At 66.6% G+C, this 16,168-nt stretch carries 13 protein-coding genes; 6 read left to right on the plus strand and 7 right to left on the minus strand.

Annotation, left to right across the window (positions count from 1 at the left end; genetic code table 11):
• From FKP22_RS05925 to trhO, 3 genes are all read right to left on the minus strand, one after another.
• Positions 1-2,165: indolepyruvate ferredoxin oxidoreductase family protein (locus FKP22_RS05925; RefSeq protein WP_141286114.1), on the minus strand; the 2,165-nt coding region annotated here is incomplete at its 3' end.
• Between the two features lie 110 nt (positions 2,166-2,275).
• A complete protein-coding gene (ilvD, locus tag FKP22_RS05930) occupies positions 2,276-4,135 on the minus strand; it encodes a dihydroxy-acid dehydratase (RefSeq protein ID WP_141286116.1) in 1,860 nt (619 codons plus the stop codon).
• Positions 4,136-4,286: 151 nt separating this feature from the next.
• Positions 4,287-5,138 (minus strand): oxygen-dependent tRNA uridine(34) hydroxylase TrhO, encoded by an 852-nt coding sequence (trhO, locus tag FKP22_RS05935; RefSeq protein ID WP_141286118.1) that lies wholly within the window; start codon positions 5,136-5,138, stop codon positions 4,287-4,289.
• 202 nt (positions 5,139-5,340) lie between these two features.
• Between trhO and FKP22_RS05940 the strand changes: the two genes are divergently transcribed.
• A complete protein-coding gene (locus FKP22_RS05940) occupies positions 5,341-6,315 on the plus strand; it encodes a TRAP transporter substrate-binding protein (protein WP_141286120.1) in 975 nt (324 codons plus the stop codon).
• 78 nt (positions 6,316-6,393) lie between these two features.
• Here FKP22_RS05940 and glmS read toward each other — a convergent pair whose 3' ends face one another.
• Positions 6,394-8,235, minus strand: a complete 1,842-nt coding sequence (gene glmS, locus FKP22_RS05945; RefSeq protein ID WP_141286122.1) for a glutamine--fructose-6-phosphate transaminase (isomerizing) — start codon at positions 8,233-8,235, stop codon at positions 6,394-6,396.
• Positions 8,236-8,362: 127 nt separating this feature from the next.
• Here glmS and FKP22_RS05950 point away from each other — a divergent pair, with 127 nt between their 5' ends.
• Entirely contained in the window at positions 8,363-8,872 is a 510-nt protein-coding gene (locus tag FKP22_RS05950; protein ID WP_231010093.1) for an Lrp/AsnC family transcriptional regulator, read from the plus strand.
• On the opposite strand, the gene FKP22_RS05955 is transcribed toward FKP22_RS05950, so the two are convergent.
• From FKP22_RS05955 to FKP22_RS05965, 3 genes are all read right to left on the minus strand, one after another.
• Positions 8,873-9,364: a carboxymuconolactone decarboxylase family protein gene (locus tag FKP22_RS05955; protein WP_141286126.1), complete on the minus strand. Its 492-nt coding sequence runs from the start codon at positions 9,362-9,364 to the stop codon at positions 8,873-8,875.
• Positions 9,365-9,383: 19 nt separating this feature from the next.
• Positions 9,384-10,580, minus strand: a complete 1,197-nt coding sequence (gene cfa, locus FKP22_RS05960) for a cyclopropane fatty acyl phospholipid synthase (protein ID WP_141286128.1) — start codon at positions 10,578-10,580, stop codon at positions 9,384-9,386.
• Positions 10,581-10,754: 174 nt separating this feature from the next.
• On the minus strand, positions 10,755-11,945 hold the full coding sequence (locus FKP22_RS05965; protein WP_141286130.1) for a class I SAM-dependent rRNA methyltransferase: 1,191 nt from the start codon (positions 11,943-11,945) through the stop codon (positions 10,755-10,757).
• Between the two features lie 261 nt (positions 11,946-12,206).
• On the opposite strand from FKP22_RS05965, the gene FKP22_RS05970 reads away from it, so the two are divergent.
• From FKP22_RS05970 to FKP22_RS05985, 4 genes are all read left to right on the plus strand, one after another.
• Positions 12,207-13,538 (plus strand): ABC transporter substrate-binding protein, encoded by a 1,332-nt coding sequence (locus tag FKP22_RS05970; RefSeq protein WP_141286132.1) that lies wholly within the window; start codon positions 12,207-12,209, stop codon positions 13,536-13,538.
• A 66-nt stretch (positions 13,539-13,604) separates the two neighbouring features.
• On the plus strand, positions 13,605-14,462 hold the full coding sequence (locus FKP22_RS05975; RefSeq protein ID WP_141286134.1) for a carbohydrate ABC transporter permease: 858 nt from the start codon (positions 13,605-13,607) through the stop codon (positions 14,460-14,462).
• Between the two features lie 9 nt (positions 14,463-14,471).
• Positions 14,472-15,359 (plus strand): carbohydrate ABC transporter permease, encoded by an 888-nt coding sequence (locus tag FKP22_RS05980; RefSeq protein ID WP_141286136.1) that lies wholly within the window; start codon positions 14,472-14,474, stop codon positions 15,357-15,359.
• 16 nt (positions 15,360-15,375) lie between these two features.
• On the plus strand, positions 15,376-16,168 hold a 793-nt coding region (locus FKP22_RS05985; protein WP_141286138.1), incomplete at its 3' end, for an ABC transporter ATP-binding protein.

The following is a 16,168-nucleotide window of genomic DNA, read 5'->3' on the forward strand; positions in this document are numbered from 1 at the left end:
GCCGCCTTGCCGGTGCTCAGCGCTCCCGCGCGCTTGCGCAGCTTGCCGCCGGTCACGCCGACAAAGCTCGGGCAGAAGCCCTTGGCGCAGGAATAGTCCTTGTTGCAGTTGCTCTGGTCGATCTTGCGCTTGCGGCCCAGCTCGGTTTCCAGCGGCAGCACGGCCACGCAATTGCTCTGCACCGTGCAGTCGCCACAGCCTTCGCAGACCGCCTCGTTGATGAACAGGCGCTTCGCAGGGTCGACCATCTCGCCCTTCTTGCGGCGGCGGCGCTTCTCGGCCGCGCAAGTCTGTTCGTAGATCAGCACGGTGACGCCGGCCACCTCGCGCAAGCGGCGCTGCACGGCGTCCAGCTCGGCTCGGTCGTGGAACTCGGTGCCGGCGGGGAAGCGCTCGCGCATCTCGTCGTACTTGGCTATGTCGTCGCTGACGACCACGACCTGCTTGACACCTTCGCTCTCCATCTGGCGCGCAATCGCGTCCACGCTGATCACGCCGTCCACCGGCTGGCCGCCGGTCATGGCCACTGCGTCGTTGAAAAGGATCTTGTAGGTGATGACGGCCTTGGCCGCGACCGCCTGGCGCACCGCCAGGTAGCCCGAGTGATAGTAGGTGCCGTCGCCCAGGTTCTGGAAGACGTGCGGCACCTTGGTGAACATCGAATGCGAGATCCAGTCCACGCCTTCGCCGCCCATCTGGATCAGGCCCTCGGTGTCGCGGTTCATCCAGTTGGCCATGAAGTGGCAACCGATGCCGGCGCGGGCCGTCGATCCTTCAGGCACCTTTGTGCTGGTGTTGTGCGGGCAGCCGGCGCAGAAGTACGGCAGGCGCTTGACCGTGTCGCCGCCGTTGGACAGCAATGCGGGCGGCGTGAAGTCCCGCACATGGCGCAGGTGATCGCCAAAACGCGCTTCGCCGAAGTGCTCGGCCAGCCAGTGCGCAGTGATCTCGATCAGCCGCGAAGGCCGCAGTTCGCCCAGCGCCGAGACCAGCGGCTTGCCGTCGCGGTCGTGCTTGCCGACCAGGGCCGGGCGCGCGTCGGCCGGCGCGTTGTAGAACAGGTCGCGCAGCTGCGTCTCAACGACCGCGCCCTTCTCCTCGACGATCAGGATCTCCTTCAGGCCTTGCGCAAAGGCCTTCACCCGGGTGGTTTCGATGGGAAAGCTCAGGCCCACCTTGTAGAGCCGCACGCCGGCCTCGGCCAGCATCTCGGGCGAGATCTCCAGCCGGCGCAACACTTCCATCAGGTCGTAGTGGGCCTTGCCGCAGGTAATGATCCCGACCGTCGCGTGCGGGCTCGCTATGACTTGGCGGTCGATGCTGTTGACCTTGGCGAATGCGGCAGTGGCCTGCAGCTTGGCGGCCATGCGGGCCTCGATGGCCAGCGACGGCAGGTCCGGCCAGCGGATGTGCAGGCCGTCCGCTGGCGGCTGGTAGCCGGTGGCGGCGGTGACGCTGGCCGCATCGACCCAGGCCGCGGCGCGGGCGTTGACCAGGTCCAGGTCCACCGTGGCCCCGCTCTCCACCACTTCCGACAGCGCGGCCATGCCGACCCAGGCGCCCGAGTAGCGCGACAGCTCGTAGCCGTAAAGGCCGAACTCCAGGTACTCGGCCACGCTGGCCGGCTGCAGCACCGGCATGCCCCAGGCCTGGAAGGCCTGGTCGCTCTGGTGCGGCATCGAAGACGACACGCAGCCGTGGTCGTCACCCGCCACCACCACCACGCCGCCGCGCGGCGACGAGCCGAAGGCATTGCCGTGCTTGAGCGCATCACCCGCGCGGTCCACGCCGGGGCCCTTGCCGTACCACATGCCAAACACGGCATCCACCGTGCGCTCCGGGTCCAGCTCCACGCGCTGCGTGCCCAGCACCTGCGTGGCGCCCAGCTCCTCGTTGATAGCCGGCACGAAGCGGATGCCGGCTTCGGTGAACTTCTTGCCGGCCTTCCAGATCGCCTGGTCCACCATGCCCAGCGGCGAACCGCGGTAGCCGCTGATGAAGCCTTGCGTGTTCAGGCCCCGCGCCTGGTCGCGCTCGCGCTGCATCACCAGCAGGCGCACCAGCGACTGGGTGCCGGTGAGGAACACGACCCCGTCCTTGGCCCACAGGTTGTCGGACAGGCGGTAGTCGGGGCGGCGGATGGGGGAAGCGGAACCAATGCTCATGCAGGATTGTTCTTCTCCCAACCGAGGAAAATCTTCTTCAATGCACAGGGGTTCTCCCGTGTTCGGAGAATTTCCTTCTCACCAGCCACCCATCACGCGAAAAAGCCGCTTCAATCGTCCAGCAGTGACAGGTCGCGCACGGCGCCCTTGTCGGCCGACATGACCAGCTTGGCGTAGGCCTTCAACGCGGCCGAGACCTTGCGCGGACGCGGCTGGGCCGGCTTCCAGCCCTTGGCGTCCTGCTCGGCGCGGCGCGTGGCCAGTTCCGCGTCGGACAGCAGCACATTGATCGTGCGGGCCGGGATGTCGATGCGGATGCGGTCGCCGTTGCGCACCAGGCCGATGGCGCCGCCGGCCGCCGCTTCGGGCGAGCAGTGGCCGATGGACAGGCCCGAGGTGCCGCCGGAGAAGCGGCCATCGGTCAGCAGTGCGCAGGCCTTGCCCAGGCCCTTGGACTTGATGTAGCTCGTGGGGTAGAGCATTTCCTGCATGCCAGGGCCGCCCTTGGGGCCTTCGTAGCGCACGATGACCACGTCGCCAGCCTTGACCTGGTCGGCCAGGATGTTCTCCACCGCCTCGTCCTGCGACTCGGTGACGTGGGCGTTGCCTTCGAAGACCAGGATGCTGTCATCCACGCCGGCCGTCTTGACCACGCAGCCGTGGAGGGCGATGTTGCCGGTCAGCACGGCCAGGCCGCCTTCCTTCGAGAAGGCGTGCGCGTAGGAGCGGATGCAGCCTTCGGCGCGGTCCAGGTCCAGGCTGGGCCAGCGGGTTTCCTGGCTGAAGGCCACCTGGGTCGGGATGCCGGCAGGGCCGGCCATGTAGAAGCGGCGCACGTCGGGGTCGGTGGTCTGCGCAATGTCCCACTGGGCCAGCGCTTCCTTCATCGTCGGCGTGTGCACGGTAGGCACGTCGGTGTGCAGCTTGCCTGCGCGGTCCAGCTCGCCGAGGATGGCCATGATGCCGCCGGCGCGGTGCACGTCCTCGATGTGGTACTTGTTGGTGTTAGGTGCCACCTTGCACAGCTGCGGCACCGTGCGCGAGAGTCGGTCGATGTCGGCCATGCCGAAGTCGATCTCGGCCTCGCGGGCGATGGCCAGCAGGTGCAGGATGGTGTTGGTCGAGCCGCCCATCGCGATGTCCAGCGTGATCGCGTTCTCGAAGGCCTTGAAGCCGACCGAGCGCGGCAGCACACGGGCGTCGTCCTGCTCGTAGTGCTGCCGGGTGATCTCGACGATGCGGCGGCCGGCGCGCCTGAACAGCATCTCGCGGTCCGCGTGCGTGGCCACCACGGTGCCATTGCCCGGCAGCGAGAGGCCCAGCGCCTCGGTCAGGCAGTTCATCGAGTTGGCGGTGAACATGCCCGAGCAGGAGCCGCAGGTGGGGCAGGCCGAGCGCTCGACCTCGGCGACTTCGGCGTCCGAATACTTCGCGTCGGCCGCGATCACCATCGCGTCGATCAGGTCCAGCTTCTTGAACTCCATGACCTTGGTAACCGGGTTGGCCAGCTTGGTCTTGCCGGCCTCCATCGGGCCGCCCGAGACGAACACCACCGGGATGTTCAGCCGCATCGCGGCCATCAGCATGCCGGGCGTGATCTTGTCGCAGTTGGAGATGCAGACCATCGCGTCGGCACAGTGCGCGTTGACCATGTACTCGACCGAGTCCGCGATGATGTCGCGGCTGGGCAGCGAATACAGCATGCCGTCGTGGCCCATGGCGATGCCGTCGTCCACCGCGATGGTGTTGAATTCCTTGGCGACGCCGCCAGCCGCCTCGATCTCGCGGGCGACGAGCTGGCCCAGGTCCTTCAGGTGCACGTGGCCGGGCACGAACTGGGTGAACGAATTGACCACCGCGATGATGGGCTTGGCGAAGTCCTCGTCTTTCATGCCGGTGGCGCGCCACAGGGAGCGGGCCCCGGCCATGTTGCGGCCGGCGGTGGAGGTCTTGGAACGGTATGCGGGCATCGTGCTTGCTGAAAAGGGTCGCTGCAAAGAAGGCTGGCCACAGGGATAAGGCCTCACTTGCGCCCGTGCAAACAACCTCTTGAGCCGTGCCCTGGGCAAACAATGGCAATTGTCCACCACGCGTTGCCAGAGCAGCCCGGCCGCGTCGCCGTCAGCCGCCCGCCCCGTCCAGGCGACGCGCACGCTGCAGGCGCCACGCCTCGTCGGGAAGGGTGGGATCGAAAACCTGCTCTGCCGTCGTGCCGGTCTCGCGCAACCGGGTGTCCAGCGCCACGCGCTTGTCGAACACGAAACACTCGCCCTGCCAATCGCGCTCGGCATCGGGCAGGCTTTGGAAGTAGTTCAGGATGCCGCCGTCCAGCTGCCACACATCCAGCCCCTGGCTGCGCAGCCACGGCGCCGTCTTGTCGCAGCGAATGCCGCCGGTGCAGTACATGGCCACCGGCCGGCCGGCGGCTCGCCAGGCCGGTGCTTGCGCCTGCACGTAGGCGACAAAGTCGCTGAAGTTGTGCACCTGCGGATCGACCGCGCCACGGAAATGGCCGAGGCGGAACTCGAAGTGGTTGCGGTTGTCCAGCAGCACCACGTCGTCCCGCGCGAGCAGCGCGCGCCAGGCCTCTGGCGACAGGTGACTGGCGTCGCGCTCGTCCGGCGGCGGCAGCGCAGCTGCCGGGTCTTGCGGCAAACCCAGCGCCACGATCTCCGGCTTGACGCTGACCTTGAGCCGGCCGAACGGCGGCGTGGCGCATTCGCTGTGCTTGAACGGCATGCCGCGAAACGCGCCCGCCAGCACGTCCGCCTGCTGCAGCGCCGCCTCGAAGGCCGCCACCGCTTGCGGCTCACCGGCCACGGTGCCGTTGATGCCTTCCGCGGCCACCAGGATGCTGCCTTGCAGCGCATGCGCCAAGCTGCGCAGCTGCACTGCCGCAGCCTGGGGGTCGGACAGCGGCACGAAGCGGTAGAAGGCGCTGTGCAGCAGCGAGGCGGAAGGCGTGCTTGTCATGCGCCCAATTGTCGCGGCGCGGCGCACGCCAGGGCGGCCACCACGCCAAAGACAGCCGGAGGCCCTGGTACATACCCGCTACTTGCCGACGGCTCAGCTGCTGTGAAATACGGCCGCCCGCGAGTTGTACGATGACTGACGATGTGCGGAGCGACCCACCGCGCATCCCGCGCTTCATCAAAACTCGAACAGCGGCACATTCATGCGCAAAGCATTGCTCGGCGGTCTTTTCCTGGCCACATGGATGGGCGCATGGCCGGCGTCCGCGCAGACCCAGCTCCGCGCGTGGAACACCCACCCGGACGGTTATCCGGTGACGGAGGCCATGAAAAGCTTCATCCACGAGGTCGAGCTGGGCACCAAGGGCGCCGTCAAGATCGAGCTGTTTTCCAACGCATCGCTGGGCGACCAGGCCAAGGCCGTGACGATGTTCAAGGCCGGCGAAATCGACGTGGCCGAGTTCAACTCGGCGCCACTGTCTGAAGCGGCGCCCGGCCTGAAGGCCTACAACCTGCCCTTCCTGTTCATCGATGCGGCCCACATGTTTCGCTTCCTCGACGGGGCCGCCGGTGAGCGCCTGGCCGAGAAGTTGAAGGCCTCCGGCTTTGTCGTGCTGGGCTGGTACAACGGTGGCGCCCGTTCGTTCTTCTGCGCCAACAAGCTGATGACGCGGACGGAAGATTTCGCGGGGCAGAAGATCCGCGTGCAGCAATCCGAGGCCTACATCGAGATGGTCAAGCTGCTCGGCGCCACCCCGGTGGTGTTGCCCTACAAGGACGTGCTGGACGGCCTGCAGAAAGGCACCGTGGACTGCGCCGAAGGCAACATGGTGTCCTACGAATCCACCGGCCAGTACAAGGCCGCCAAGTACATGCTGCTGGACAGCCACATGGTGTCACCCGAAGCCTTGGTCGTCTCCACCAAGCTGTGGGACAAGCTGAGCCCGCAGGACCGGGTCGTGTTCCAAAAGGCGGGCAAGAGTTCTGCCCTGTTGATGCGCGAGCTGTGGGACAAGCGGGTCGTCACCGCTCGCGCAGCGGTGACCAAGGACGGCGCCCAATTCGCGAACGTGATCGACTTTTCGCCCTACGTTCGCAGGATGTCCCCGCTGTACAGCAAATACATGGCCGACCCAGCCGTGCGGGGCGAGCTGCTGGAGATCATCAGCAACAAATAGGGCATGTGAACAGGGCATGTGGTCCCACACTGCAGCGGTGGTGCTGGCGACAGCCGCCCGCGAAATGCCGCGCCAGGCTCACTCCACCGTCACGCTTTTTGCCAAGTTGCGCGGCTTGTCCACGTCCGTCCCGCGCGCCACCGCGGTGTGATACGCCAGCAGTTGCAGCGGCACCACGTGCAGGATGGGGCTCAGAGCGCCGTAGTGCTCGGGCATGCGGATGACGTGCAGGCCTTCGGCGTTGGTGATGCGGGTGTCGGCGTCGGCGAAGACGTAGAGCTGGCCGCCGCGGGCGCGGACTTCTTGCAGGTTGCTCTTGAGCTTCTCCAGCAGTGCGTCGTTCGGGGCCACCGTGACCACCGGCATTTCGGAGGTGACCAGCGCCAGCGGACCGTGCTTGAGCTCGCCTGCGGGGTAGGCCTCGGCGTGGATGTAGCTGATTTCTTTCAGCTTCAGCGCGCCTTCGAGGGCGATGGGGTAATGCAAGCCACGCCCGAGGAAGAGTGCGTTTTCCTTGCGGGCGAAGGCCTCGGCCCAGGCCACGACTTGCGGCTCCAGCGCGAGCACGGCCTGCAGCGCGGCGGGCAGGTGGCGCATGGCCTTGAGGTGGGCTGCTTCCTGTACGTCGCTCAGGTGGCCGCGCACTTGGGCCAGCGCCAGCGTCAGCAGGAACAGGCCGGCGAGCTGGGTGGTGAAGGCCTTGGTGCTGGCCACGCCCACCTCCACGCCGGCGCGCGTGATGTAGGCCAGCTTGCATTCGCGCACCATCGCGCTGGTGGCCACGTTGCAGATGGTCAGCGTGTGCGGCATGCCCAGCGCGCGGGCGTGCTTGAGCGCGGCCAGCGTGTCGGCCGTTTCGCCGCTCTGGCTGATGGTGACGACGAGGGTGCGCGGGTCCGGCACGCTGTCGCGGTAGCGGTATTCGCTGGCGATCTCGACGCTGGTGGGAATTTTCGCGATGCTTTCCAGCCAGTACTTGGCGGTGGAGCCGGAGTAGTAACTGGTGCCACAGGCGAGGATCAGCACGCGGTTCACTTCCTTGAAGACCTTGTACGCGCCGTCGCCAAACAGCTCGGGCGTGATGCCGGCCACGCCTTCGAGCGTGTCGGCAATGGCGCGCGGCTGCTCGAAGATTTCCTTCTGCATGTAGTGGCGGTACGGGCCCAGCTCGGCGGCGCCGGTGTGGGCCTGCACGATGCGCACTTCGCGCGGCACCGGGCGGAACTGGCCATGCTCGTCCCTGGCGACGATCCAGTGCTTGCCGATCTGGATGTCGACCACATCGCCCTCTTCGAGGTAGACGATGCGGTCGGTGACACCGGCCAGCGCCATCGCGTCGGACGCCAGGTAGTTGGCGCCGCCGCTGGCCTCCGTGCCCAGGCCCAAAATCATCGGCGAGCCTTCGCGGGCGCCGACCACGCGGTGCGGCTCGTCGCGGCAGAAGACAGCGATGGCATAGGCGCCCTTCAGGCGCAGCACGGCGCGCTGCACGGCGTCGAACAGGTCGCCGTCGTAGAGGTGGTGCACCAGGTGGGCGATGACCTCGGTGTCGGTCTGGCTCTCGAAGGCGTAGCCCTTGGCCTTCAGCTCATCGCGCAACTGCTCGTGGTTCTCGATGATGCCGTTGTGGACCAGCGCAATCTTGCCGCTGGAGAAGTGCGGGTGCGCGTTGTGCACCACCGGCGCGCCGTGCGTGGCCCAGCGGGTGTGGGCGATGCCGGTGCCGCTGGCCACGCCGTCGGTGTCGATCTGCTGCTGCAACTCGGCGACACGGGCCGTCGAGCGGGTGCGGCGCAGCTCGCCGTCCTGGTACACCGCCACGCCGCAGGAGTCATAACCGCGGTACTCCAGCCGCTGCAGGCCTTGCACGAGGACGGGGACGATGTTGTGGTGGCTGACTGCGCCGACGATGCCGCACATGGGGTGCTCGCTTTCTGTGAGGGAACGGGGCGAATCGTAGGCCCGAGAACACAACAGAAGCTTGCTAGATCGATATCAATGTGAAATATTCAATCACCAGTGATTGACGATGGCTGAATATTTCAAAGTGAGTGCATCAGAGAATTTTTCCGCCAATCTGGACGCCATTGACTGGCGCCTGCTGGACCTGCTGCAGGCCGACGCCAGCCTCACCAACCAGGCACTGGCAGAGGCCGCGCATGTGTCACCCGCCACCGCGCTGCGCCGCGTGAAGCGGCTGCGCGAGCTGGGCGTGATCGAGCGCTTCACCGCGCTGCTGGCACCCGCCTTCGCCGGCCGCGGGCTGCAGGCCATCTGCGAGGTGACGCTGGATCGCCAGGGCGCCGAGCACCTGGACGCCTTCGAGGCGCGCGCGCTCGCCTTCGACGGCGGCGCAGCCAGCGTGCTTCAGCAATGCTGGCGTGTGTCGCCCGGGCCGGATTTCGTGCTGGTGACCTGGGCGGCCAACATGCCGGCCTTCCTGGCGCTGACGCAATCGCTGTTCACGCAGGACGCGAACGTGCGCAACGTGAAGAGCTTCTTCGCGGTGAAGCGGGCGAAGTTCGACCCACGAATGCCTGCGCCCTCGCCAGCCTGATCAGGCCACCGCCTTCGGAATTGGCGGTGTGAACTGCAGGCTGCCGGCAATGCGGTTCCAGGCATTGATTGCACCGATGGACGTCGTCAGCAGCGCAATCTCCTTTTCACTGAACTGCGCCTGCAGCTCGCCGTAGGCCGCGTCGGCGATGGGCCGGTCGGCCATCAACGTGAGCGCTTCGGTCCATTGCAGCGCAGCTCGTTCGCGGGCGGTGTAGACGCTGCCGGCTTCACGCCAAGTGGCGGCCAAGTCCAGCTTGGGCGCCGGTACACCAAGTTTGCGGGCCAGGTTCAGGTGGAACTGCAGGCAGAAGGCGCAGCCGTTGAGCTGCGAGGCGCGCACCTTCAGCAGCTCGGTCAAGGACTTGTCCAGCCCGCCTTCGTCGACCGCCTGGCCGAGCGCGCGCAAGGCCTTGATGACCTCCGGCGCATGGGTTTCGAAACCGGCCCAGTCAATGCGCGGGCCGTGGGAATCCTGGGATGAAGTGCTCATGCCCGAACGATAGCCAGTTTCACGACACGCGCTTGTACCCACCCGGCACACCGCGCGGCGACAACACCCATTGCCAGAGCTGGATGTCCCTCGCACGGAACGCACCGGCGCAGCTCAGCAGGTAGTAGCGCCACATGCGGTGGAACCGTTCGCCCAGGCGTTCGGCAAAGCGCGGCCACGCGGCCTCGAAGCGCTGGCACCAGCACATCAGCGTGTGGTCGTAGTCGGCGCCGAAGTTGTGCAGGTCCTCGACGACGAAATGCGGCTCGGCGCTACGCCCGATGCGCGCAACGCTGGGCAGCTCGCCGTTGGGGAACACATAGCGGTGCACCCACGGGTCGGTGCCGTGCGCGCTGTCGTTGCGGCCGATGGTGTGCAGCAGGAACAGCCCGTCTTCGGCCAGGCAGCGGCGGGCCACCGCCATGTAGGTGCCGGCGTTCTTGTGGCCCACGTGCTCGAACATGCCCAGGCTGACGATGCGGTCGAAGCGCTCGTCCAGCTGCCGGTAGTCCTGCAGCCGGAACTCGACCGGCAGCCCTTCGCACAGTTGCTGGCCCAGCGCCACCTGCTCGGCGGAGACGGTGACACCCACGCAGCGCACGCCGTATCGCTCGGCCGCGAATTTCATGAAGCTGCCCCAGCCGCAGCCGATGTCCAGCACCCGCATGCCCGGCTTCAGGCCCAGCTTGCGGCAGACCAGTTCCAGCTTGGCTTCCTGCGCGGCGTCCAGCGCGGCTGGCGCCACCCCCGGCTGGCCGCCCCAGTAGGCACAGGTGTAGGTCATGCGCGGGTCCAGCATGGCCTGGTAGAAGTCATTGCCCAGGTCGTAATGCTGCTCGCCGACCTGGAAGGCACGGCGCGGATTCTGCAGGTTCAAGAGCTTGGCCTTCAGCCCGTGCCACAACACCGGCCAGGGTGTGACCCGCTGGTCCAGCCTGGCCTTGAGCAGGCGCTCGAACAGCTGGTCCAGCCGGTCCGCGACCCACCAGCCGTCCATGTAGGCCTCGCCCAGGCCGAGCGAGCCTTCGGCCAGCACGCGCTGCGGCAATTGCTCGAACTGCGCGGCAGCGCCCGGCGCCGGGCGGATGTCCCAGGGCCGGTCGCCGCCCAGGCGCACATCGGCCAGTTTCAGCAGGCTTTGCAGCGCATCGCGCGCACCTGCGGTGCCCCTGGCTCGCCCGGCGGACGAGCCCTTGTCCAGCAATTCCCCATCCATGCTTTGGAACCTCGCGCTTGGTCGGAGGCCGCAGGCCAGGACGACTCGCTCGGTGCTTCACATCGCACGGCGAGGCGGCGCGCGGCAGTTGTCACGAAGGAAAAACCTTAGCGTCTGGATCGCACCAAGACATTTCCAGCGGTGAAAACCAACGCAATGAAAAGGGGATTCGGCCTATTTCTTGAGGATGACCAAGCCCTTCAGGTACTCGCCCTCGGGGAAACACACCGTCGTCGGATGGTCCGGTGCGGCTTCCAGGCGCTGCAGCAGGTAGCCGTCAGCCGGCGCGTCCATGCCGGCACCGGCGACGATCTTGTGGAACAGGTCGGCGCTGATGCCGCCGGAGCAACTGAAGGTCAACAGCAAGCCACCGGGCGCCAGCAGCTTGAAGGCCAGCCGGTTGATGTCCTTGTAGGCGCGGCTGGCGCGCTCGGCATGCGCCGCAGTGGGCGCAAACTTCGGCGGGTCGAGCACGATGGCGTCGAACTGCTTGCCCTCTTGCAGGCACTGGCGCAGCGTGGCGTTCACGTCGGCGTCCAGCGCGGTGTGGCGGGCCGGATCGTAGCCATTCAGCGCGACGTGGGCGGTGGCGCGGGCCAGCGACGGGCCGGAGGAGTCCACGCTGGTGACCTCGGTGGCGCCGCCGGCCAGCGCGGCGATGGAGAAGCCGCCGGTATAGCTGTAGCAGTTCAGCACCCGCTGGCAGCCGAACTGGCGCACCAGGCGGGCGAACAGCGCGCGGTTCTCGCGCTGGTCCAGGTAGTAGCCGGTCTTGTGGCCCTCGGCCACGTCCAGCGTGAGCTGGATGTCGTGCTCGCGCAGCGTGACGCCGGTGTCGCCCTCGCCGCGCAGCCAGCCGGTTACCTCGGGCAGGCCTTCGAGTTCGCGCACGTTCACGTCCGAGCGCTCGTACAGCCGGGTGCAGCCCAGCGCCGCGGTTTCGGCCAGCAGCGCATCGGCAATCACCGCTTTCCAGCGCTCGCTGCCGGCCGAGAGGAACTGCGCGCTGAGGATGTCGCCGTAGCGGTCCACCACCAGGCCGGGCAGGCCGTCGGCCTCGCCGTGCACCAGGCGCACGCCATTGCTGGCCACCGCCAGGCGCTGGCGCATGGCAACCGCGGCGCGGATGCGGCGCTGGAAAAAGGCGGCGTCAATGCGCTCGGCCTCGTCGAAGCTCCAGGCCCGCACGCGGATCTGCGACAGCGGGCTGAACGCAGCCCAGGCGAGGAACTGGCCATCGTGGCTTTCGACGCGCACCGTCTCGCCCGCATCGGCCTTGCCTTTTTCCACGCTGCCGGCGAACACCCAGGGGTGGCGGCGCAGCAGCGAACGTTCTTTTCCTTCGCGCAGGCGGATGGCTTTCATGCGCCGGATTGTCGCCTGCCCTGCCGTGGCAACCAGGGCAGCGACCTGACCTTGGATGCGGCAAAGCTGCCACCTAGCGTTCAATCTGTATCCAATTCCACTGACATGGGGAAAACCTGGGCATTTGTGCGCAATGAAGTACAGACACTGGCGGCGGCAGTATCAAAACCACAGCCCTCCCTCGCTGAAGATGCGCACGCTGCGCCATGCGGGCAGGCAGCGACAACACCAAACGCCCCGACATCTCAGGAGACACACAACATGAACCGCAGTAAGACCTGCCTGACCCTCGTCGTCCAGGCCGCGCTGGGTGCGCTGGGCCTGGCCTCGGCCACCTTCACCCACGCCGCCACCGAGCTGGTGATCGCCACGGTGAACAACGGCCACATGATCGAGATGCAGAAGCTCGGCAAGAACTTCGAGCAAGCCAACCCGGACATCACGCTGAAGTGGGTCACGTTGGAAGAAGGCACGCTGCGCCAGCGCGTGACGACCGACATCGCCACCAAAGGCGGCCAGTTCGACATCATGACCATCGGCATGTACGAGACACCGATCTGGGGCAAGAAGGGCTGGCTGCAGCCGCTGAAGACCGACGCCGCCTATGACGTGGACGACCTGCTGCCGGCCGTTCGCGGTGGCCTGTCGCTGGACGGCAAGCTCTACGCAGCACCGTTCTACGGTGAGAGCTCGATGCTGATGTACCGCAAGGACCTGGCGGACAAGGTGGGCGTGACCGTGCCGGAGCGCCCGACCTGGACCCAGATCAAGGACCTGGCGTCCAAGATCCACGACCCGAAGAACGGCGTGTACGGCATCTGCCTGCGCGGCAAGCCGGGCTGGGGCGACAACATGGCCTTCCTCACTACGCTGGTGAACACCAACGGCGGCCAGTGGTTCGACATGCAGTGGAAGCCGCAGATCGACACCAAGCCCTGGCATGACGCGATCACCTTCTACGTCGACCTGCTGAAGAACTACGGCCCCCCAGGCTCCTCGGCCAACAGCTTCAACGAGATCCTGGCGCTGACCAACGCCGGCAAGTGCGGCATGTGGATCGACGCGACGATTGCCGCTTCCTTCGTCAGCGATCCGAAGCAGTCCAAGGTGGCCGACAAGATGGCCTTTGCGCAGGCCCCCACCGCCGTCACGCCCAAGGGCGCGAACTGGCTGTGGTCCTGGAACCTGGCCATCCCGGCCGGCTCGCAGAAGGTGGACGCGGCGCAGAAGTTCATCACCTGGGCCACCAGCAAGGAATACATCCAGCTGGTCGCCAAGACCAACGGCTGGGCCAATGTGCCCACCGGCACCCGCAAGTCCACCTACGCTTCGCCGGAATTCCAGAAGGCCGCGCGTTTTGCCGCGGCCGAGAAGACCGCCATCGACAGCGCCAACCCGAACGACTCGACGCTGCCGAAGTCGCCGTACGTGGGCGTGCAGTTCGCGGCCATCCCTGAGTTCCAGGCCATCGGCATTGCGGTGGGCCAGCAGATGAGCGCGGCCCTGTCGGGCAAGACGACGGTGGACGCGGCGCTGAAAGCCAGCCAAATCTCCGCCGAACGTGAAATGAAAAAGGGCGGCTATTACAAGTAAGCCGGCACCTGCCGCCTGACGGGCCACCGCTGCGGCGGTGGCCAGCCTCATTGCCGAGACCTCGCCATGAATCGCTTCATGCCCCGCGCCCTGATGGCGCCGGCCATCGGCACGCTCTTCCTGTGGATGATCGTGCCGCTGGTCATGACGCTGTACTTCAGCGCCATCCGCTTCAACCTGATGCAGCCGGACGTGACCGGATTTGCGGGGCTGGAGAACTTCGAATATTTCATCACCGACGCCTCGTTCTGGCCGGCGGTGATGAACACCGTGCTGCTGCTCGGCAGCGTCATCGTCATCACCGTGGTGATGGGCGTGGGGCTGGCCTTGCTGATCGACGCACCCTTCCCCGGCCGCGGCCTGGTGCGCGTGCTGCTCATTTCGCCTTTCTTCGTCATGCCCACGGTCAATGCGCTGCTGTGGAAGCACATGATGATGAACCCGATCTACGGCGTGCTGGCGCAGGTCTGGCAGGCCTTCGGCGCGCAGCCGGTGGACTGGCTGACCGACTGGCCGCTGCTCAGCGTGATCATCATGATCAGCTGGCAGTGGCTGCCGTTTGCCACGCTGATCTTCATGACCGCGCTGCAGTCGCTCAACCGCGAGCAGCTCGAAGCCGCGCGCATGGACGGCGCCAACTACCTGCAGCAGCTGCGCTACATGGTGCTGCCGCACCTGGGCCGCTCGGTGGCGGTGGTGGTGATGATCGAGATGATCTTCCTGATCAGCGTGTTCGCCGAGATCTTCACGACGACCTCCGGCGGCCCAGGTGATGCCAGCACCAACATCGCCTTCCTGATCTTCAAGCAGGCGCTGCTGAACTTCGACGCCGGCGTGGCTTCCGCAGGCGCGCTGTTCGCCGTCGTGCTGGCCAACATCGCGGCGATCTTCCTGATCCGCCTCGTCGGCAAGAACCTCGATTGAGGGAACGACATGCCCACCACCACTTCTTCCACGCTGCCCACTGTGGACACCGCGCCGGCCGAGATCCTGCTCGCGCCGCGCCGCTTCCCGCTGGCGCTGGTCGTGCGCACCCTCGTCGCCTGGCTGGTCACGCTGCTGCTGTTCTTCCCGCTGGGCTTCCTGATCGCCACCGCGTTCAAGACCGAGCTGCAGGCGATTGCGGTACCCACCGAATGGCTGTTCTCGCCCACGCTGGAAAACTTCCACGAGGTGCAGGCCCGCAGCGACTACCTGCTCTACGCGACCAACTCGCTGATCACCAGCGTGGTGTCCACCGTGCTGGGCCTGATGATCGCCGCACCCGCGGCCTATTCGATGGCCTTCTTCCGCAGCAAGCGCACGCGGGACATCCTGATGTGGATGCTGTCGACCAAGATGATGCCGGCCGTCGGCGCGCTGGTGCCGATCTACGTGCTGGCCCAGCAAAGCGCGCTGCTGGACACGCGCACCGGGCTGATCATCGTGTTCACGCTGAGCAACCTGCCCATCATGGTCTGGATGCTGTATTCGGCCTTCAAGGACATCCCGCCCGAGATCCTGGAAGCCGCGCGCATGGACGGCGCCACGCTCTGGCAGGAAGCCTACAAAGTGCTGCTGCCGCTGGGCATGGGCGGCCTCGCGTCCACCGGCCTGCTGTGCCTGGTGCTGAGCTGGAACGAGGCCTTCTGGTCGCTGAACCTCAGCTCCGCCAAGGCCGGCACGCTGGCCACGCTGATCGCCTCCTACGCCAGCCCCGAAGGCCTGTTCTGGGCCAAGCTCTCCGCCGCCTCGCTGATGGCCATCGCGCCCATCGTCGTGTTCGGCTGGTTCAGTCAAAAACAGTTGGTGCAAGGCTTGACCTTCGGCGCCGTCAAGTGATCAAGGAGACCATGCCATGGCATACCTTCAGCTCAAGCAATTCCGCAAGCAGTTCGGCGCGGTCGAGACCATCAAGGGCGTGGACCTGTCCATCGAGCCCGGCGAGTTCGTGGTGTTCGTGGGCCCTTCAGGCTGCGGCAAGTCCACGCTGCTGCGCCTGATTGCCGGGCTGGAAACGGTGACCAGCGGCCAGCTGATGCTGGATGGCCGCGACATCACGCACGCGCCCTCCTCCAAGCGCGACCTGGCAATGGTCTTCCAGAGCTACGCGCTGTACCCGCACATGAGCGTGTACGAGAACATGAGCTTCGCGCTGAAGCTGGCCAAGGTCAGCGAAAGCGAGATCCGCGAGAAGGTCGAGCGTGCCGCGAAGATCCTGAACCTCACCGCCTACCTGCAGCGCACGCCCAAGGAGCTGTCCGGCGGCCAGCGCCAGCGCGTGGCCATCGGCCGCGCCATCGTGCGCTCGCCCAAGGTCTTCCTGTTCGACGAGCCGCTGTCCAACCTGGACGCCGCGCTGCGCGGCCAGACCCGCGTGGAGATTGCCAAGCTGCATCGCGAGCTGGGCGCCACCACCATCTACGTGACGCACGACCAGGTCGAAGCGATGACGCTGGCCGACCGCGTGGTGGTGCTGCGCGACGGCAAGATCGAGCAGGTCGGCACGCCGCTGGAGCTGTACGACAAGCCGGCCAACCAGTTCGTGGCGCAGTTCATCGGCACACCGCAGATGAACGTGGTGGCCGCCGCACAGATGCCGCAGGCCGCCGCCGCTTACGGCCTGCCGGTCGCGGCAGACGGCTTCATCG

Origin of the sequence: Ideonella azotifigens (genome assembly GCF_006519715.1) — a bacterium.
Classification (GTDB): Bacteria; Pseudomonadota; Gammaproteobacteria; order Burkholderiales; family Burkholderiaceae_C; genus Ideonella; species Ideonella azotifigens.